The following is an 18,709-nucleotide window of genomic DNA, read 5'->3' as shown; positions in this document are numbered from 1 at the left end:
CCTATTCGGCATCACACCGGCGGGCAGATCGGTGACCCGGCGCGTTCTCGCCGCGTACCTGGCGAAACTGCTCGCTGTCCTGGCTCTGGTCAGCATTTCGACTTTCCTGCTCCTGGAGATGATCCCGGGCGACCCCCTGGCGACTCTCCTGCCCGAGGGCGCAACTCCGGAGATGCGGGCGGCCGCGGCCGAACGGTTCGGCCTCGACGGCCCCCTGCTACAGCGGTACTTCGAATGGCTGGGCTCGGCCCTGCAGGGCGACCTCGGCAGGTCGATGCAGTCGCAGCTGCCGGTCACCGATGCCATCCTCGAAAGGCTGCCCGTCACTCTGGAACTGGCAGGGGTCTCGATCCTGGTCGCGCTGGTCGTCGCCGTTCCGCTCGGTGTATGGGCGGGCTACCGACCGGGCGGCGCAGCGGATCGGATCACGACATTCCTGTGCTCCGTGACACTTTCGATTCCCAGCTTCCTGCTCGGGATCCTGCTCGTTTTCGTATTCGCAGTGACCTTGCAGGCACTACCGGTGCTGGGCTGGACACCACTGTCCGAAGGTTTCGGCCCGCACCTGAGCGGTCTGGTACTGCCGGTGGCGACGCTGGCCGCCATCGAAGCTGTCGCATTCATCCGACTGCTCCGCAACGATATGGTCGCGACACTGCAGCAGGACTTCGTCCTGTCGGCACGCGCCCGCGGCATTCCCACCAGCCGGATCCTGTTCGTTCACGCGCTGCGCCCGTCCGCCTTCTCCTTGCTCACAGTCCTCGGTGTATCGATGGGCCGGTTGATCGGTGGGACGGTCATCGTCGAATCGATTTTCGCGCTACCCGGATTGGGATCGCTCGTAATCACCGCGATCAACTCCCGGGACTATCTGCTCGTACAAGGCATCGTCCTGGTGGTCGCCGTGGGATATGTCCTGATCAACGCGCTGGTCGACCTGGCCTACCCCGTGCTCGACCCGAGAGTGAGAACGTCATGAGCACCATCACCGACAATCCGGCTGTTTCCGGCCCGATCACCGTGGAAGCGCCACCGGACCGGGCGACTACAGCCGGTCCGCCCGCTCGCACGCGGCGTCGTACCATCGGTACCCTCGCCGGAACCGTCTGGCTGATCGCGATCACGCTCGCGGCCGTGGCCGCACCGGTGCTCCCGTTACCGGATCCGGCGGAGATCACCGACCGGTATTCGATACCGCCGTTCCGGCAGTCCGCGCACCTGTTGGGCACCGATCCCCTCGGGCGGGATTTGCTGAGCCGGGTCATCCACGGCGCCCAGATCTCGCTGGCAGTCGCGATAGGAGCGACGCTGCTGGCGCTGGCCGTGGGGACAGCGCTCGGCCTGACGGCCGGATTCTTTCGCCGCAGTGTCGATATCGCACTCGATATCGGCACCAACACCATCCTCGCGTTCCCACCCTTGATCCTCCTGATCGCGTTGGTGGCGGTCATGGAACCGAACCTCGGCACGTTGATGGTCGGGCTGGCGCTGGTCGGTATGCCGACATTCGCGCGTATCGCCCGCGCGAACACCATCGCCTTCGCGGGCCGCGAATTCGTCACCGCGTCGAAAGCTCTCGGCGCGAGCACATTTCGGATCCTGATCCGGGAGATACTGCCCAACGTCGCGCTGCCGGTGTTCTCGTTCGCGATCGTCGTCGCCGCGTCACTGGTGGTGGCCGAGGGTTCGCTCAGTTTTCTCGGGCTGGGCGTACCACCCCCGGCGCCGAGCTGGGGCGGGATGATCGCAGCCGGCCGGGAAAACCTGTACGAAGACCCCTATCTCGTACTCGTGCCGGGCGTGTTCTTCTTTCTCACCGTGCTGTCACTCAACATGACCGGCGACTGGGCACGCGACCGCATCGGACGGGAGTCGTCACTGTGACATCACTCGACAAGGCTCAGGATCACCCGATTTCGGTAGAACTCACACCGGTAAAGCCCGCTCGGACACCCGCACTGGCTGTCACCGACCTGCGGGTATGGTTCGACACTCCGCGCGGAATGGTACGCGCAGTCGACGGAATCGATCTGGCGGTCGCCCCGGGCAGCACTCTCGGAATCGTCGGAGAGTCCGGTTCGGGCAAGTCGGTACTCGCGCGCACAGTAATGAACATTCTCCCGCGCAACAGCAGCATCCGGCCAGGGTCCCGGATCGAGGTCGACGGTCGCGATACCGCCGCACTCGACCGTAGAGAAGCTCGTGCACTGTGGGGTTCCCGGATCGCCATGGTGTTCCAGGATCCGATGACCTCCCTGACACCTGTTCTCACGATCGGTCAGCAACTCACCGAGACCCTGCGTCGGCACCTACCGCTTTCCCGCGCCCAAGCGGCACACCGCGGCGAGGAACTACTCGCCTCGGTAGGGATCCCGGACGCACGACGCCGTCTCGACCAGTACCCACACAACCTCTCCGGCGGCATGCGGCAACGCGTGGTGATCGCCCTGGCCCTCGCGTGTTCGCCGCGGCTGCTCATCGCCGATGAACCCACGACAGCTCTCGATGTGACTGTGCAGCACCAAATTCTGACGTTGCTGGCCCGGCTGCAGCGGGAGACCGAGATGGCGATGGTACTCATCACCCACGATCTCGGGGTCGTGGCCGGCCGGACAGACGAAATCGCCGTCATGTACGCCGGCCGGATAGTCGAACACGCACCGACCAAGGACCTGTTCCGCGCGACCCGGCATCCCTATACGCAGGCGCTGCTCCGGTCCATTCCACGTCTGGAATCACCCAGCCACACCAGACTGGAAGCCATCCCCGGTCGGCCGCCGACCATCACCGACCCGCCACCCGGCTGCGCGTTCGCGCCGCGCTGCCGGTACGCCCGGCCACGCTGTCTGACCGAGACACCCGGATTGACTGCCGCGGCCGATGAGGGGCCGCGGCATCGCTTCGCCTGTTTCTATCCGGCGGGCACTCCCGACGGCGAGGCCGCCCTGGCAACGAACACGGCAGCGGGCGCCTCGGCCGCCGGATTATCCCTGGAATCGAGGAGTGTGCTCTGATGGCCGGAACGGGAACTGCCCATTTGCGTCCGGACGGCACCGATGTCGTACTCACCGTCCGGAACCTCGTCGTGGAGTACAACACCGCCAACGGGGGCAAGGTACACGCTGTCTCGGGTGTGAGCCTGGACATCCGGCGAGGAGAAACACTCGGCCTCGTCGGCGAATCAGGGTGCGGGAAATCGACTCTCGCCAAGGCGATCATGCAACTCCCGCCGCCCACCTCGGGGCAGGTGCTGTTCAAGGGCGACGATCTCGCCACCAAGTCCGCGCGGAAGTTGCGCTCGGCCCGCAGGCCGATCCAAATGATCTTCCAGGATCCGATTTCGTCGTTGAACCCGCTACGCAAGGTCCGCCATATCGTGGCCGAGGGCTTGGAAATCGCCGGTCGGCACACCGGCGCGAAGCGGGCCGAGATGGTCGCCGATATTCTCGATTCGGTCGGACTCGATCCGGTTACCGCGGGTGACCGGCGGCCACACGAATTCTCCGGTGGCCAGTGCCAGCGGATCTCCATCGCTCGCGCGATGGTCGTCGAACCGGAGATGGTGATATGCGACGAGCCGGTATCAGCTCTCGATGTCTCCGTCCAGGCCCAGATCCTGAACCTGCTCGAGGATATGAAGGATCGATACGACCTCACGCTGCTCTTCATCGCCCACGATCTTGCGGTGGTGAAGAACATCAGCGATCGAGTGGCCGTCATGTATCTCGGCAAGATCTGCGAGATCGCCGCACCCGACTCGCTCTACGCGAGCCCGGCGCACCCATACACCACCGCCCTGCTGTCGGCAGTACCCGAACCCGACCCCGAGGTCGCACCAGGCACACTCACCCTGTCCGGCGATTTGCCCTCACCCCACGATCCACCCTCCGGATGCAGATTCCGGACCCGCTGTCCGCGGGCCACCGCGTTATGCGCGGAAGCCGAACCGACGATCCGTGAGATCCGGCCGCGACATTTCGCTGCGTGCCATTTTCCGGCGGAGTCGTCGGTGGCCACCGGAGCCGCGGTACCCGAGTAAGCACCACCGAACCGAATCGGCGAACGCCGTTTCGCCGATTCGGTGCCGGACGAAGTGAGGGCCGAAGTGCGGTATCGACTCCACCGGCACGATCCGGCGGCAGATATCCGGCCGCTCTACCGAGTGGATACTTCGTACCGCGGATGCGCGAGATTCGACAAGCCCGGTCGGTCGGCATTTCGAAGCCGGCCACCGCAGGCCGGCACGGACCGACATCGGTAGCCGATCACTGGGCGACTCCCCAGAGCGGCGGGATCTCCCGGGAGCCGGTCACCCGACAAGAGGCTCGGCATCCGGTGACCACATCGCGCCGACGGGTCGCGATGCCCGCGTGAAGGCCCCGGGGGGTCGTACCTCGGTGGCGCGCACCCGCAGCGGTGGGATTCCTGAAGCCTGCCGCCGGACAGCTGTTGCTGCGTGCCGGATATCGGCGATCATCGTCTCGATCCGGGCGGAATTCGTCGGACCGCACAGCGAAAGCGCGAGGTGCCCACCCGCGCCGGTAGCGATCGGTGCCGCCACCACGGTCACGCCCAGCGCGCAACCTTGCGCATCGACCGCTACCCCACCCCGGTCTCGGGTTCTGGCCAGATCACGGTCGAGCTGAACGGCCGAACGCACTGTGTAGCAAGTGGGAACAGCGCCGAAGACGATCTCGGGCCAATCCGTCCTGGGGACGGCCGCCAGCAAGGCCCGGCCGGCCGCGGTCCGAGCTACGGGCTGCCGCGCACCCACACCCCATTCACCGGCATCTCCCGGCCAGACACCGACACGTTCGAGGTGAAGGATCTCCGCACCGGCCAGCATGCTCAGATGGGCGGTGAGGCCGGTTCTGCGATGCAGTTCGGTCATCACCGGCAGCGCGGCACGGTGAATGCTGCGCTGCCGGGTGAACTGCGTACCCAGTTCGAACATACGGTGCCCCAGCGTGTACTTGAACTCGTTGCGCTCCACCCACCCGAGCTCGACGAGGCGTTGCAGGATGCGGTGGGCCGAGGATCTCGGCAGACCCGAGCGGCGCGCCACCTCCGCCAATGTGAGGGGCCGCTGCCCGACGAAACATTCGAGTATCGACGCCACCCGGTCGATCATCGCCGTGGGAGTCTCGCCGATTCGCACCATTGCCATGCACACCTCCAGCCGACCATGGTCAGCTTCTGCCTATCTGTCATAATGTGACATGTGTGAGTGTAGCCACAATGTGACGCGCATGTAAAGCAGCTCACAAACGTTGAGGCACCAGCGGATTACGCCGTTTGCCCGCCATCGACCACGAAGTCCTGTCCCGTGCAGTAGCCGCTCGCATCACTGGCCAGATAGACGACCAGCGCGGAGACCTCTCCCGGACGGCCCACCCGGGCGATCGGCAACCGCTCCACTGCGCCCCGGCCACTCCGGGTCTCCTCCGACACCATCGCCGTGTCGATCGCACCGGGACATATGGTGTTCGCCCGGATCCCCCGACTGCCCAGTTCTTTCGCTACCGACCGAGTCACGCCCCGCAAACCCCATTTCGCCGCGGCATACGCGGGCGCCTCCGGGTATCCGGTCAGTGCGGCCGTCGATGCGATATTGATGATCGATCCGCCGGCCCCCATGGCAGGCAGCACGGCCTGCATACCCAGCACAGCTCCGATCAGATCGACATCCAGGACGAAACGTAGCTCGGCCTCCGACAGCTCGGCCAACGGCGCCTTACGCAGTACTCCGGCATTGTTGACCAGCACGTCGATCCGCCCGAACCGGTCGACCGCGGCTTCCACGGCCGCACGCCATGCCACGGCGTCCCGAACGTCCAACTCGATCGCCAGATGCGGTCCGGTCAGTTCCGCCGCCGTCTGCGCGAGTGCCACCGTGTCGAGATCAGCGAGAACGACCGCCGCGCCGTGCGCCGACAGCTGCCGTGCGTGTTCGGCGCCCTGGCCGTGCGCCGCCCCGGTAACGAGGACGACCTTCTGGTCGAGATCGAACAGATTTCCGCGGTTTGCACCCACTGGGCGATTCCTTCCGTACACGCAGCCTCCGCCGAGCGGAAACAGCGACGATCTTCGGGCGCCGGTGATGTCCGGTCAGCCGCAGTGTGAAAGAGTTCGCCGCTTTGGTCGGGAAAGCGGCGAACCCATCAGGGTTCTCGGCACGAACAGGTTGCCGGCGGCGTGGTCCGACCATCGCGCGCCGGAGCGAAACCCGATGAGCGGCAGAGTCAACAGACCGGCTCCGCGGTTGCCCGCCGCGCCGCCAGCCGTTCCGCGGTCGATCGATCGAGCAATTCGATCACCTGCCCGAGTGGATCCCGGTGGTAGACGGCGCCGCCCGGAGACACTCCACCGTGGCCACCGGACATCCACAGCGGAGCTCCCCGCGCGGCCAGTTCCGCGGACGCGGACACCAGGTCGTCGACCACGAAACCCAGGTGATGGATACCCGTCCGCGGCTGCCACACCGGCGAGCCGGGCACGGTGCGTATCAACTCCACGAACGGCGGCCCCGCGGATAGACCCATCCGCTGCACCGTGTCGTACCGGACGCCGTCGATCAGGCAGGGGTACTGTGCCTCCGCGAAGAGTGCCACATCCACTCCGTACAGCTCGTGCAGCAGCGCGGCCGATTCTTCCAGGTCATCGACCACGAGCCCGATATGATGGAGGCCGGCCAAGTCGTAGCACATGGTCAGTACATGCCCTCGTCGATCGGCACACCGAGCTCCCCGCGCCCGTACATCGCCAGCGCGCGCTCGACATCATTGATCACGTGCACACTGCCGGCGTGCGCGTCCCGCCAGTGCCGTTCGATCGGATTGTCCTTCTTGATCGAATGCCCACCCGAGTTCTCGAACAGCATCTCGATCGCGTGCAGCGAACGTTCGGTGCCCAGCACCTGATCACGCCGCGCACGCAACCGCACCCGTTCGGGGATCTCCTCTCCGGCTTCGACATAACGGGTCTGTTCGGCGACATTGTGGTCCAGGGAGAGCGCCGCGGCCTCGATCTCGCCGGCGGCTCGGGCGACGCGGACATGGGCGAACGGATCGGCGGCGACCTTCTGTCCACCGTAGGACAGGCGCACCCTCTCCTTCATCCGCTCGACGTGCGCCGAATATGCACCTTCGGCACACCCGACAATGGCGTTGGTGATCGCGTAGGAGAACACCATTCCGAACGGCAGCTTGTAGATCGGGTCGGTATTCACCTGCTGCCCAGGGCCGCGCAGCGCGTCCTGATCCCGCGAACTATAGGCGCGGTGGGCAGGAACGAACGCGTTGTCGATGACGATATCGTTGCTTCCGGTGCCCGAGAGGCCGACGACATTCCAGACGTCCTCGACCGCATAGTCGGTGCGCGGCACGAGCGCGGTGAGGTACTCCGGTGACGCACCGTTCCCACCCTGGCGCAGCGTACCGAGCAGCACCCACTGGCAGTGATCGCTACCGCTGGAGAAACTCCACCGGCCGGTCAGCCGGTAGCCGCCCTCGACCTCGGTGAGCATGCCGGTGGGGGCGTAGGACGAGGACACCAACGCATCCGGCGTCTCTTTCCACACATCATCCTGGGCCGCTTCGTCGAACAACGAGATCTGCCACGGATGCACGCCGACGACGGCGGTCACCCAGCCGGTCGACGGACACGCCGCGGCCACTTCCCGCACCACCGAGTACAGATCCGCGGGATTGCGCTCACGGCCGCCGTACCGCTCGGGCTGCAACAGTGTGAACACACCGGCTGCCGTCAGTTCGCGGATCGTTTCCGCGGGCACCCGCCGCTGCTCGTCGGCTTCGGTGGCACGCTCCCGGATCACCGGCAGCAGCGGCCGCACCCGATCCAGCACCTCGTTACTCATCTGTTCTCCTGATCCCCGGTACCGGTATGTCGAGTACTTCGCCCCGGCACTGTGCCGATGACGGTAAGCCCGGCCACCACGAAGGAATCGCGAAAATCTCAACCACCGGAACGTTGCCGGGAATGCGCGATGTTCGATCCCGGCGAGCACGAATTCCACTGACCAGGAAGGAACACAGTCCCCTCGGGATTCGCCGTTCAGGATGAGCCCCTGATCACTTCCGAGGAAGGACCTTCCATGAGTTCGGCACCCGGTCCGGAATCCGTTTCCACCGACCCCACACAGTTGCGCAGGGTCGCGGCCTCCAGCCTGCTCGGTACCGCTATCGAGTACTACGATTTCCTGCTCTACAGCACCATGACCGCGCTGGTGTTCAACAAGGTGTTCTTCCCGGATTCCAACCCGGCGCTGGGCACAATCGCCGCTTTCGGCACACTGGCCGCCGGCTATGTGGCCCGGCCGATCGGTGGCATCGTCTTCGGGCATTTCGGCGACCGCCTGGGCCGGAAGAACATGCTCGTCCTGACCATGGCGATGATGGGCGCGGCGAGTTTCCTGATCGGTGTGCTCCCCACCTATCAGGCGGTGGGAGCCGTCGCCCCCTTGCTGCTGGTGCTGCTGCGCGTCATCCAGGGCGTAGCGATCGGCGGCGAATGGGGTGGAGCCACCCTCATGGTGACCGAACACGCCCGACCCGCCGAACGTGGCTTCTGGAACGGCATCATGCAGATGGGCTCACCTATCGGCTCATTGCTCTCCAGCGCGGTCGTCGTGGTGGTCGCCATGCTGCCCGAAGACGACCTCATGTCCTGGGGATGGCGAATCCCGTTCCTGGCCAGCATCATCCTGCTGGCGGCGGGTCTGTACACCCGGCTCGGAGTCACCGAGAGCCCGGTTTTCCGCGAGACCGCGGAAACCGTCGAGAAACCCCGGGTCCCGCTGCTGTCGGTCCTGAGCCGACCGGGAAATCTGTTACTGGCCTGTGGTGTCGGCATCGGTCCCTTCGCGCTCACGGCGCTGATCAGTACGTACATGATCAGCTACGCCACCTCGATCGGCTACGAACGATCCAGCGCCGTCAACGGTCTGCTGTTCGTGGCGAGCACCGCACTCGTCGCGATTCCGCTGTTCTCCGCACTGTCCGATCGCGTCGGCCGCCGGCCCGTGGTGTTGTCGGGGGCGGTCGCCATCGTGGTGTTCGCCTGGCCGATGTACGCACTCGTCGACAGTGGTTCCGTACCACTGCTGATCGCCGCCATGATGCTCGGCCAAGTGATCCAATCGGCGATGTACGCCCCACTGGGCGCGCTGCTGTCGGAGATGTTCGGCACTTCGGTCCGCTACACGGGTGCGTCCATGGGATACCAGCTGGCGGCACTGATCGGGGGTGGCTTCACACCGCTCCTCGCGAGCACGCTGCTGGCCGGTGGGCCCAACAGTGTCCCGCTGATCATTCTCACGATCTGCTGCGGCGTCGTGACAGTCGTTGCTGTCTACCGCATCCAGGAGACCAGCGGCCGAGATCTGCGCGAGGCGGTGGCCCTGCCCACCCGCTGAGGCCGGCACCCGGTGCCGGGCACGGGACCGGCACCGGGTGTACCCACAAGGTTCCTACATCTCCTGTACACCCGCGGAGATGCCTATTCCGATCTGCCGTCCGCCGACACGGGTGTTCCGCCGTGTGGACGCTTCGATTGCCGCACGTCACCCCCGGTAATACGTTGAACCCGTTCTGTGATCCGACGGCGGAGATCGCCCGGTGCCGCGACCCCCGTCGGCTCCTGGGCCCAACCGATCAGCGCTGAACTCGATCACACTGCCGCAAAAGAGTTTCGGCCCTTCCGGCGGCACGGCGCGAGGCGATCCCTCGCCGACAGATCCGAACAGTCCGGACCCAAAAGCCTTTCACACTAGGAGCAGTAATCGTGGTCGCACACCATGCCGTGGTCACCGGCGGAGCCAGCGGAATAGGCGCCGCCGTAGTCGAGCGATTGCGCGCGCGGGGTCTGCGGGTGAGCGTTTTCGATCTCGGCGAACCCCGACCCGCTCGCGAGGGGGTGGACTACTACCGGGTGGATGTGACCGACCACAGTGCGGTGGAGGCGGCGCTCGCTCGAGCCTCGGCGCAGTCGTCGGCTCCCGATGTGCTGGTGGCCTGTCACGGAATCCGTGGTTCGTATGTTCCGGCCCTGGAGCTCGACCCCGAGCAAGTCCGTCGCCTCTTCGATGTCCACGTACTCGGGACCTTTCTCGTGGCGTCCGCGTTCGCGCGGCCGCTGCTGGCAGACGGCAGAAACGGATCGATCGTCACGGTCTCGTCGACAACCGCCTACGGAGGCTGGCATCGGCAGGCCGATTACGGCACTGCAAAAGCCGCGGTACGCCAGCTCACCGCAAATCTCGCCGTCGAGTGGGCACCGCTGATCCGGGTCACCAGTGTCGCGCCCGGCCATACGCGGACCCCGATGGTCCAGGACTTGATCGACAGCGGCTACGACATATCCGCCACGGAGGCGCGAACACCGCTGGGTCGACTGTGCACTCCGGACGAAATGGCACGATCTATCGAACATCTCGCACTCGACGCGACCTTCGTGACCGGCGTCTGTCTGCCGGTCGACGGTGGATGGACGACGGTCGGCAAATGAGCGAGATATCGTTGCCGCTCCGGAAACTGGGCGACCTCGCGGTACCGGCAATCGGATTCGGCGCCATGACGATCACCCAGCTGAACGGCTATGACATCGACCGCGGGCGACGGGCGGTCCATGCGGCTCTCGACGCCGGAGTCAGATTGTTCGACACCGCGGACGTCTACGGACCTGCGGGAACCGGGGACGGAATCAACGAGCTGGCACTGATGGAAGCGCTCCGCTCGTGGTCCGGCCCCGCCGACGACATCATCGTGGCCACGAAAGGCGGCCACCTCCGTTTCCCCGAAACCGACACCTGGTGGACGAACGGCAGTTATGCACACCTCCGCCGCGCCTGCACGGCGTCGATCCGGCGCCTCGGGCTCGACCCACTGCCGCTATACCACCACCATCGCCCCGACCCGCAATTACCCTACGAGGAGTCCATGTCCGCTCTGCGGGCACTGCACGACGAAGGCCTCATCGCGCGAATAGGGATCTCCAACGTCGATATCGACCGGATCGACATCGCCCGGACCATCCTCGGCGACGCACTGGTATCCGTCCAGAACGAGTACTCACCGGGTGCACGCGGAGCAGAGAAGGAGATCCGCGCCTGCGCGGAGCGCGGACTGACGTTCCTGTCGTGGGGGCCCTTCGGCGGAATGCGACAGGCCAAAAGCCTGGGCGGCGGCGGGTCGCCTTTCGCCGAGGTCGCCCGGGCTCGCGGCGTGAGCATTCATCGGGTCGCGCTCGCCTGGCAACTGCATCGGTCCCCGGTCGTCATCCCGATCCCCGGCGCGTCACGCCCCGAATCGGTACTGGATTCCGTCGCCGCGACGTCGCTGGAACTGACGGCCGACGAACTCGCTCTGCTCGACACCCCGGATGAGACCGGCTCCTGACCCGAAACGAACGCCGAATCGATCCTCGAGACCACGCGTGCGCCCGGATCCTGTCGGCGGGCCGCAATCGCAGAAAGAAGACAGATTCCATGAGCAGACTCATGCACCTGGCCGTATTCGCACAAGGAGTCGGCGTCGGCCAGTCGGTGTGGCGGTCACCGCGCACCGCCCCTGACCGGATGCACACCTTCGGTCATTGGGCACATCTCGCCCGAGCAGCCGAGCGCGGCTGCTTCGACGCGTTCTTCATCGCGGATGCGCTGAATCTGTCGCCCGCGGTCGAAACCGATGCCACCGATCGTCCCGATCCTGTTTCGGTCCTCTCCGCGTTGTCGGTGGTCACCGATCGCATCGGATTGATCGGAACGAGTTCGACCACGTACAACGATCCGTTCACGGTTGCGCGGCAATTCGCGACACTGGATCACCTCAGCGACGGCCGAGCCGGCTGGAATGTGGTGACCACCGCCATTCCGGCCGCCGCCGAGAACTACGGTTCGGCCGGACTACCCGAACACACGGACCGCTATGTGCGCGGCGAGGAGTTCGTGGACGTCGTCCGCGCGCTGTGGAACGGCTGGGACCCCGATGCCATCGTCGCAGACCGGGAGGCCGGGATCTGGGTCGACCGGGCGAAAATCCGCCGCATCGACCACCACGGGGAGCACTTCGATGTCGCGGGCCCGCTCACCATCCCGCGTTCCCCACAGGGCCGGATCCCGCTCGCGCAGGCGGGCTCGTCACCGACCGGGATGAAGCTCGGCGCCCGGGTGGCGGACCTGGTGTTCGCGACACAGCATTCGATCGAATCCTCGCTCGAGTTCGCCGAGGGCATGCGCGCCCTCGCGAAGGCCGCGGGCCGGGAACGCTCGGCGGTCAAAGTGCTACCGGGTGTCACCCCGATCATCGGGCGCACCGACGAGGAGGCCCGCGATCTCGCCATCGAACTCGGGTCGCTGATCAGCGAGCAGACCACGCTGAAATTCTTGAATCAGACCTTCGGCGGTATCGATCTGTCCCGGTTCGGACTCGACGAGCCGTTCCCGGATCTGCGGGATTCCCTACCCGGCAACGCCAGTGTGGGCAGGCCTACCCTGCTGACGGAGGTCGCGCTGCGGGAAGGGCTGACCGTGCGCCGGCTCGCGCAGCGGGTGGGTCTCAGTATCGGCCACCGTACACTCGTCGGCTCGCCCGACACAGTTGCCGACGACCTCCAGCAATGGTTCGAGGCCGGCGCCGCCGACGGATTCATCGTGCTCCCCGCCGATCTCCCGCTCGGACTCGACGAGTTCGTGGACGAAGTCGTGCCCCGGCTGCAGGACCGCGGTCTGCTACGGAACAAGTACCGAGGCACCACCCTGCGTGACCACCTCGCCGACGGATGAGGCCTCTCGCCAGGACACACCGCGAAATCACGGCCGCCGAATCAGGCCGACCGCAGCGGGTTCGATTCCGGACCCGACGAGACCACCGGCCCGAACCGCCTGGATTCCAGACGCACAGGAGCCGGCGAAACGCCGTACCAGGCGACATTTTCCTTACCGATTTCACACTACGAGGAGATCTATCGTGACCAGGGTCATCTACGCACGCAGCGTCCACGACGAAGCCGAGATCAACGCCTGCCTGGAGGTGCTGCAGGGCGGACCGTACGCGCTCAAGATCGGCAAGAATGTCGCCGAGATGGAACGTCGTGTCGCCGACCTGTACGGCAAGAAACTCGGACTGATGTGCAACTCGGGCTCCTCGGCGCTCTACCTGGCGCTCGAACTGCTCGAACTGCCCAAGGGCTCGGAGGTCATCACCTCACCACTGACATTCTCCACCGATGTCTCCCCCATCGTCCGCGGCGGCTGGATTCCGGTATTCGTCGACGTCGAACCCGATACCTACAACGCCGACCCCGCCGCCGTCGAGGCGCTGATCACCGACAAGACCAAGGCCATCCTGCTGCCGAACCTGGCCGGGAACGCTCCCGACTGGGATACCATCCGCGATATCGCCGACCGCCACGGCCTGAAGGTCATCGAAGACTCCTGCGATTGCATCGGCACCACACTGCGCGGCACCAAGACCGGTAGCCGTTCCGATATCACTGTCACCAGCTTCGCCATGTCACACATCATCACCTGCGCGGGCAATGGCGGCATGGTCTGCGTCGACGACGAGAAGCTCCGCGACAAGGGCCTCATGCTGCGCCGCTGGGGCCGGCGCTCCGAACCACACCTCTTCGGTTCCCAGGCGGCCGGCACCGGCCGGGTCTTCCGCGAGGATCTCGACGGTGTCGCCTACGACAACGACTTCATCTTCGACGTCCTGCCCTGGAACTTCGAGCCCTCGGAACTCGGTGCCGCCTTCGGCCTCGTCCAACTGTCCAAGCTCGACAAGAACTATCAGCGACGCGCCGAGATCTTCGACGCATTCAACGGCGCTTTCGGCGCCTACCCGTCCCTGTTCCGGCTACCGCGCCAGCACCCCGACTTCCACACCGCCTGGCTGTGCTACCCGGTCACCATCCGCGAAGACGCCGGATTCGCCCGGGCCGATCTGCAAGGCCACCTGGAGGCCGCGGGTATCGACACCCGCACCGTATGGAGCGGCAATGTCACCCGCCATCCGATGATGCGCGGAGTCGAATACCGGGTACCCGAAGATGGTCTGCCCAACGCCGACGAGGTATTCGAACGCGGCATGTCACTGGGCATGAGCCACGGAATGACCGCCGAAGAACTCGATCACGTCGTCGCACAGGTCCATGAATTCGCGCGCCGCTACGCACCGGCCGCCGACTGAGGCGGTCCGCGCGTGGCGGCGGTACGGCACCCCGCGCAGCGGGTTCTCTCGACAGCATCGGGTCGACCGGGCGGCGTCCCGGCCCGCCCGGTGCGCCACCGGTGACTACGTCTCGTGAACGGTAGGACGACTCGGATAACGAGTGCAGGGCTCGACGCTGCCGGTACCGGCAGCGTCGAGCCCTTCCTGTGGCGTGCGGGTCTTCCCAGGACCCATCTCGCAGATCCCGGCTGCCGACCAACTGGGGTGCAGCTTCGCCGCGGATGCTCGACCAGCGCGGATACCGAAGCTTTCCATACGAGATCGACTCGGGAACAAGCCTGGACTGCATCCGCCGGTCTACGACCCAGCCTTCCGGCTCGGTCCTACGACCCGGTGCCGTTGCGCTCGAAGCGTCCGTGTGGGTCAGGCGGTACGCATGTGCGGGCGTGGTGCCGGGCTCGTCTCAGGGGCGAGTCCGGCACCCACCGAGCGGTCAGCCCCAGCGCCAGGTATCCGCACCGTATGCGCCGGCGGCCACCGGGTCCGATGCCAGGTCGCGGAACGACGACCGGTAGAACAGCAGCGGCTCGGTCTCCCGGATCGGCCCGACCGCGGTGACCCGTGCGATCACGATGGTGTGGTCACCACCGGGTACCTCCTCCTCCAGTGTGCATTCCAGCGATACCAGCGATCCGGCCAGCCGTGGAGCGCCGTTATCGCCCGGCGCGCACTCCACACCGGCGAACTTGTCGGTCCCGCTGCGGGCGAAGGCGCGGCATACCTCGTCCTGATCGGCGGCGAGAACGTTCACACAGAAGTTGCCCGCGGCCCGGATCCGGGGCCAGGAAGTGGAGGTCACCGCCGGACAGAAACACACATACGGCGGCTCCAGAGACAGCGACGAGAACGATTGGCAGCTGAATCCGACCGGGCCGTCCGCGCCGGTCGCCGTCACGATGGTGACGCCGGAACAGAAACGCCCGAGTGCCGATTTGAACTCGCCCGGCGTGGGTTCGGAACGCGGAACCGTAGGTACACCAGGCATCCCGGTCGCGGCCGCCATATCCAACGCGGCGAGGTGCGCGAACACCATCGAGGCGCCGATGGGATTCCCTCCCCCCGGATACGTGGTACCGCTCACCGCCGCCATCGAATTACCCGCGGCGTACAGCCCTGGAACAACCGCGCCCGTGGAATCCAGGACCCGGGCGGCGGCATCGGTCCGCAAACCCCCTTTGGTACCCAGATCCGACAGGCCGAACGCCGCGGCGCAGTAGGGTCCGCCGTCGATCCGCACCAGGGGATCCGGACAGCCGGGTACCGAACGGTCGTAGGGTTCACCGCCCCGGCCGAAATCCGGGTCCGCCCCTGCGTCCGCGGCGGCATTGAAACGCTCCACGGTCTCGGTGAGCACCGGTGCGGGGACCCCGATGAGTTCGGCCAGCTCGGCGAGAGTGTCGGCACGATGCCACAATCCGGCCGCACGGTATGCCTCGTGATCGTCCAGCGGTATCCCCGCGAACAGTACAGGGGGCGCAAGATCCGTTGTGCCGCTGTAGATCATCCAGTACGGCAGCTCGATACGGCCCGAATCCATGGCCGCGAGCACATCCCGGCCGACCCGGTCATAGGGTGCCGACTCGTTGGTGAACCGGCGGCCATCGCTGTCGACGAAGATGCCGCCGGTGAACCACATCGAGAAGGTCGAGCTGCCGTCGGGATGAGTCAGACCCGGCGCCCACCATGCCTCGTCCATCAGGTCCACATCGCCGCCGACTCCCATCGCGGCTTCCATCGCCGCGCCCGTATTCCCCGACGGCGCCATGGAATCGCGCGCGAAGCCCGGCACCCCGAAAGTCGAACGCATCCGGCTGTTCCGCTCGAACCCACCCGCCGCGACGAGCACACCGCGCGTGGCCCGGATACGCCGCAGGCCCTGGGGGGTGGAGACCGACGCTCCCACCACCCGGCCGTCCAGCCGGATCAGTTCCCGGCAGGCCGCGCGCCGCTTCAACTCGACGGTCGGCAGCGCCCGCAATGCCAGCAGCAGGCGGCCGATCAGCGCACGGCCTCCCTCCAATTGATCGGGTACCGGAACCGAACGGCGATCGGTGGCCAGCGGTGCCCGTACCTCCGGCGCCGACTCCCCCAACACATCGGCGCGCAGGGGGACCGGAGTGATATGACGTCCGGTGGGCCGCGCATGCGGTGCGTTGCCGAAGTAGTCGGGCCAGGGCAGTACCTGGAACCGCAGTGCGGGGTCCTGTTCGAGGTACTCGACGAGGGGGGCGCCGCCGGTCACGAAGGCCCGCTGCAACTCCGCCGGTGTCCGGTCACCCACCACCGCCCGGAAATACTCCAGAGCATCCTCCGGAGTGTCGTCGTCGCCCGCACGCCGCAGCACCGGGTTGCCCGGAAACCACATCCCACCGCCGGAGTACGCCGTGGTGCCGCCGAACCGATCGGTGGCCTCGGCGACGATCACGTGCAATCCCTCGCGCCCGGCGGTGTAGGCCCCGGTGAGCCCACCGCCGCCGGAACCGAGCACCAGCACCTCGCACCGTTCGTCCCATTCGACCGCCGAATCCACCCAGCTCATGGGTCACCCTTTCTCACCGCAATTGCTGAGCCCCGTCGCCGCCAGGCGCCCACCCGTGCCGTGCGGCGGTGACCAGTGCATTGCTCTTCTATGGACCGTGCGAATAGTGACAGCGATACAGGGGCGCGACGGGCCCGCGTTCCGTTCAACGAGATGGCAATCGAAGAGGGTCCAGTCAGTGAAATGTGACTGCTCCCACCGATCGGGGGCTTGCTACAACCGAAGTATCGCGGAGGCCGCCGTATCGACGGTGCCTCAGCTCGCTTCCGCGCTATCCCCGAGGAGAGTCGATCATGACTACGACGCAGCCGGATCAGGACGTTCGACGGATAGAAGCAGCGGCCGCGCCCACGCGGTTCGCCCGCGGCTGGCACTGTCTGGGCCTGCTTCGCGATTTCACCGCCGGAAAACCACACACCGTGCAGGCATTCGGGACCAAGCTGGTGATCTTCCGCGGCGCCGACGGCACGCTCAACGTCCTCGACGCGTACTGCCGGCATATGGGCGGCGATCTGAGCCAGGGCGAAGTCAAGGGCGATGAGATCGCGTGCCCCTTCCACGATTGGCGCTGGGGCGGCGACGGCCGCTGTAAGCAGATCCCCTATGCCCGCCGGGTGCCTCCGCTGGCACGCACCCGGTCGTGGACCGCGCTCGAACAAGACGGCATGCTGTTCGTATGGAACGATCCGGAAGGTGAACCGCCGACCGAGGATGTCACGATTCCGCGGATCGAGGGCGCGGGCAGCGACGGCTGGACCGACTGGCATTGGTACACCACCGTGGTGAATACGAACTGCCGCGAGATCATCGACAATGTGGTGGATATGGCCCATTTCTTCTATATCCACGGGTCGCTGCCGACATATTTCAAGAACGTTTTCGAAGGGTCGATCGCCACCCAGTACTTCAAAAGTGGTGCGCGAGCGGACTTTCCGGCGCCCGAGGGACAGCCGAAGATGCTCGGCACGTCGTCGGTAGCCTCTTATTACGGCCCCTCCTTCATGATCGATGATCTGACTTACCGCTACGAGCAGGGTGACCAGCGGACCGTGTTGCTCAACTGCCACTACCCGATCGACTCGGAGAGGTTCGTGCTGCAGTACGGCATCATCGTCGAGAAATCCGCGGGACTGCCCGACGACGAGGCGATGCGTGCCGCCGTCGCGCTCGGCGATTGGGTGAAACTCGGCTTCGAGCAGGATGTGGAGATCTGGAAGAACAAAGCACGCATCGACAACCCGTTGCTGTGCGAGGAAGACGGCCCCGTCTACCAGCTGCGACGGTGGTATGAACAGTTCTACGTCGATATCGCCGATATCGCGCCCGAAATGGTGGACCGTTTCGAGTTCGAACTCGACACCACCCGTCCACTGGAAGCCTGGAACCGGGAGATCGAGGAGAACCTCGCGCGGCAGGCCGATTCGGCAGGCTCGGCGACATGACCGCTCCCCGCACCGACGATCGCCTGCTCGACACACCGATGCAGCCGCTGCGCTGCCGGGTCTGCACAGCCGAATTGCTGGTGCGAAAGAGCAGCCGGCACCAGACGAGTGTGCAGTGGAACGCCGAGGCACTGTCGACATGCCGGGAACTCGGCGCCGCCCCGATGCCGGGGCCGTCGCTGGCGGGTTGCTCGCGGCTACGCGAGACCATCCGGGACGCCGCGGCCTCCGGCGATCTCCCGGTCGTGGAGCGACCGCTCGCCTGACCGGTCCGGGCATCCGCTCAGGAACTCGGGATCACACAGCGGTCAGCGTCGGATACGCAGCGACCCGCAGGTCGGCGCCGGCCCGACGGATCCGGCGCCCGGATCATTTCCGGATACCGACACAGGCGTCGCCGACGAACCGGATCGTGGCGGGACTCGCATGCCACCGCGCCTTCCGGAGGCGCCTGGCAGGTAGTGGGTATGCCCGTCCTG

At 66.1% G+C, this 18,709-nt stretch carries 16 protein-coding genes and 1 pseudogene; 11 read left to right on the top strand and 6 right to left on the bottom strand.

The features are described 5' to 3' along the window. Positions 1-31: 31 nt before the first annotated feature. From ACWEWT_RS01405 to ACWEWT_RS01390, 4 genes are all read left to right on the top strand, one after another. Positions 32-979 (top strand): ABC transporter permease, encoded by a 948-nt coding sequence (locus ACWEWT_RS01405; RefSeq protein ID WP_452554998.1) that lies wholly within the window; start codon positions 32-34, stop codon positions 977-979. Next, positions 976-1,884, top strand: a complete 909-nt coding sequence (locus ACWEWT_RS01400) for an ABC transporter permease (RefSeq protein ID WP_452554996.1) — start codon at positions 976-978, stop codon at positions 1,882-1,884. The genes ACWEWT_RS01405 and ACWEWT_RS01400 overlap by 4 nt, the downstream gene beginning before the upstream one ends. A 119-nt stretch (positions 1,885-2,003) precedes the next feature. Further along, positions 2,004-3,014, top strand: a complete 1,011-nt coding sequence (locus ACWEWT_RS01395; protein WP_452554994.1) for an ABC transporter ATP-binding protein — start codon at positions 2,004-2,006, stop codon at positions 3,012-3,014. Then, a complete protein-coding gene (locus tag ACWEWT_RS01390; protein ID WP_452554992.1) occupies positions 3,014-4,039 on the top strand; it encodes an ABC transporter ATP-binding protein in 1,026 nt (341 codons plus the stop codon). The genes ACWEWT_RS01395 and ACWEWT_RS01390 overlap by 1 nt, the downstream gene beginning before the upstream one ends. A 270-nt stretch (positions 4,040-4,309) precedes the next feature. Here ACWEWT_RS01390 and ACWEWT_RS01385 read toward each other — a convergent pair whose 3' ends face one another. The 4 genes from ACWEWT_RS01385 to hsaA form a co-directional block, all read right to left on the bottom strand. Beyond that, positions 4,310-5,167 (bottom strand): IclR family transcriptional regulator, encoded by an 858-nt coding sequence (locus ACWEWT_RS01385; RefSeq protein WP_452554990.1) that lies wholly within the window; start codon positions 5,165-5,167, stop codon positions 4,310-4,312. 119 nt (positions 5,168-5,286) lie between these two features. Next, positions 5,287-6,033 (bottom strand): SDR family NAD(P)-dependent oxidoreductase, encoded by a 747-nt coding sequence (locus ACWEWT_RS01380; protein WP_452554988.1) that lies wholly within the window; start codon positions 6,031-6,033, stop codon positions 5,287-5,289. 209 nt (positions 6,034-6,242) lie between these two features. Then, positions 6,243-6,707, bottom strand: coding sequence for a VOC family protein (locus ACWEWT_RS01375; protein ID WP_452554986.1), 465 nt, complete (start codon positions 6,705-6,707; stop codon positions 6,243-6,245). A 2-nt stretch (positions 6,708-6,709) separates the two neighbouring features. Then, positions 6,710-7,876 carry a 3-hydroxy-9,10-secoandrosta-1,3,5(10)-triene-9,17-dione monooxygenase oxygenase subunit gene (hsaA, locus tag ACWEWT_RS01370; protein WP_452554984.1) on the bottom strand — a complete coding sequence of 389 codons (1,167 nt, stop codon included), beginning with the start codon at positions 7,874-7,876 and terminating at the stop codon, positions 6,710-6,712. 237 nt (positions 7,877-8,113) lie between these two features. Here hsaA and ACWEWT_RS01365 point away from each other — a divergent pair, with 237 nt between their 5' ends. From ACWEWT_RS01365 to ACWEWT_RS01345, 5 genes are all read left to right on the top strand, one after another. Further along, the gene (locus tag ACWEWT_RS01365; protein WP_452554982.1) at positions 8,114-9,433 is read left to right on the top strand and encodes an MFS transporter; all 1,320 of its coding nucleotides are present in this window, start codon (positions 8,114-8,116) and stop codon (positions 9,431-9,433) included. Between the two features lie 368 nt (positions 9,434-9,801). Beyond that, positions 9,802-10,524: an SDR family NAD(P)-dependent oxidoreductase gene (locus ACWEWT_RS01360; RefSeq protein ID WP_452554980.1), complete on the top strand. Its 723-nt coding sequence runs from the start codon at positions 9,802-9,804 to the stop codon at positions 10,522-10,524. Continuing rightward, positions 10,521-11,414 (top strand): aldo/keto reductase, encoded by an 894-nt coding sequence (locus ACWEWT_RS01355; RefSeq protein ID WP_452554978.1) that lies wholly within the window; start codon positions 10,521-10,523, stop codon positions 11,412-11,414. The genes ACWEWT_RS01360 and ACWEWT_RS01355 overlap by 4 nt, the downstream gene beginning before the upstream one ends. Before the next feature lie 89 nt (positions 11,415-11,503). Continuing rightward, a complete protein-coding gene (locus tag ACWEWT_RS01350; RefSeq protein WP_452554976.1) occupies positions 11,504-12,799 on the top strand; it encodes an LLM class flavin-dependent oxidoreductase in 1,296 nt (431 codons plus the stop codon). A 184-nt stretch (positions 12,800-12,983) separates the two neighbouring features. Beyond that, positions 12,984-14,207 (top strand): DegT/DnrJ/EryC1/StrS family aminotransferase, encoded by a 1,224-nt coding sequence (locus tag ACWEWT_RS01345; RefSeq protein ID WP_452554974.1) that lies wholly within the window; start codon positions 12,984-12,986, stop codon positions 14,205-14,207. Positions 14,208-14,682: 475 nt separating this feature from the next. On the opposite strand, the gene ACWEWT_RS01340 is transcribed toward ACWEWT_RS01345, so the two are convergent. Then, positions 14,683-15,234, bottom strand: a complete 552-nt coding sequence (locus ACWEWT_RS01340) for a flavin reductase family protein (protein WP_452557627.1) — start codon at positions 15,232-15,234, stop codon at positions 14,683-14,685. Positions 15,235-15,240: 6 nt separating this feature from the next. Then, positions 15,241-16,788: pseudogene (locus ACWEWT_RS01335) on the bottom strand (FAD-binding protein); the annotation flags it as partial. Positions 16,789-17,081: 293 nt separating this feature from the next. Between ACWEWT_RS01335 and ACWEWT_RS01330 the strand changes: the two are divergent. Continuing rightward, on the top strand, positions 17,082-18,230 hold the full coding sequence (locus ACWEWT_RS01330; RefSeq protein ID WP_452554972.1) for a Rieske 2Fe-2S domain-containing protein: 1,149 nt from the start codon (positions 17,082-17,084) through the stop codon (positions 18,228-18,230). After that, on the top strand, positions 18,227-18,496 hold the full coding sequence (locus ACWEWT_RS01325; protein WP_452554970.1) for a ferredoxin: 270 nt from the start codon (positions 18,227-18,229) through the stop codon (positions 18,494-18,496). Before ACWEWT_RS01330 ends, ACWEWT_RS01325 begins: the two co-directional genes overlap by 4 nt. Positions 18,497-18,709 lie beyond the last annotated feature (213 nt).

Source organism: Nocardia sp. NPDC003963 (assembly GCF_053605105.1).
Note: the sequence above shows the minus strand (reverse complement) of the source record. Positions and strands in the feature narration are given on the sequence as shown.

Excerpts from the sequence above, each read along its gene's own strand:
- ACWEWT_RS01400 (WP_452554996.1), top strand. The coding sequence starts at position 976 with ATGAGCACCATCACCGACAATCCGGCTGTTTCCGGCCCGATCACCGTG.
- ACWEWT_RS01395 (WP_452554994.1), top strand. The coding sequence starts at position 2,004 with ATGGTACGCGCAGTCGACGGAATCGATCTGGCGGTCGCCCCGGGCAGC.
- ACWEWT_RS01390 (WP_452554992.1), top strand. The coding sequence starts at position 3,014 with ATGGCCGGAACGGGAACTGCCCATTTGCGTCCGGACGGCACCGATGTC.
- ACWEWT_RS01385 (WP_452554990.1), bottom strand. The coding sequence starts at position 5,167 with ATGGCAATGGTGCGAATCGGCGAGACTCCCACGGCGATGATCGACCGG.
- ACWEWT_RS01375 (WP_452554986.1), bottom strand. The coding sequence starts at position 6,707 with ATGTGCTACGACTTGGCCGGCCTCCATCATATCGGGCTCGTGGTCGAT.
- hsaA (WP_452554984.1), bottom strand. The coding sequence starts at position 7,876 with ATGAGTAACGAGGTGCTGGATCGGGTGCGGCCGCTGCTGCCGGTGATC.
- ACWEWT_RS01365 (WP_452554982.1), top strand. The coding sequence starts at position 8,114 with ATGAGTTCGGCACCCGGTCCGGAATCCGTTTCCACCGACCCCACACAG.
- ACWEWT_RS01355 (WP_452554978.1), top strand. The coding sequence starts at position 10,521 with ATGAGCGAGATATCGTTGCCGCTCCGGAAACTGGGCGACCTCGCGGTA.
- ACWEWT_RS01350 (WP_452554976.1), top strand. The coding sequence starts at position 11,504 with ATGAGCAGACTCATGCACCTGGCCGTATTCGCACAAGGAGTCGGCGTC.
- ACWEWT_RS01340 (WP_452557627.1), bottom strand. The coding sequence starts at position 15,234 with ATGCCTGGTGTACCTACGGTTCCGCGTTCCGAACCCACGCCGGGCGAG.
- ACWEWT_RS01330 (WP_452554972.1), top strand. The coding sequence starts at position 17,082 with ATGACTACGACGCAGCCGGATCAGGACGTTCGACGGATAGAAGCAGCG.
- ACWEWT_RS01325 (WP_452554970.1), top strand. The coding sequence starts at position 18,227 with ATGACCGCTCCCCGCACCGACGATCGCCTGCTCGACACACCGATGCAG.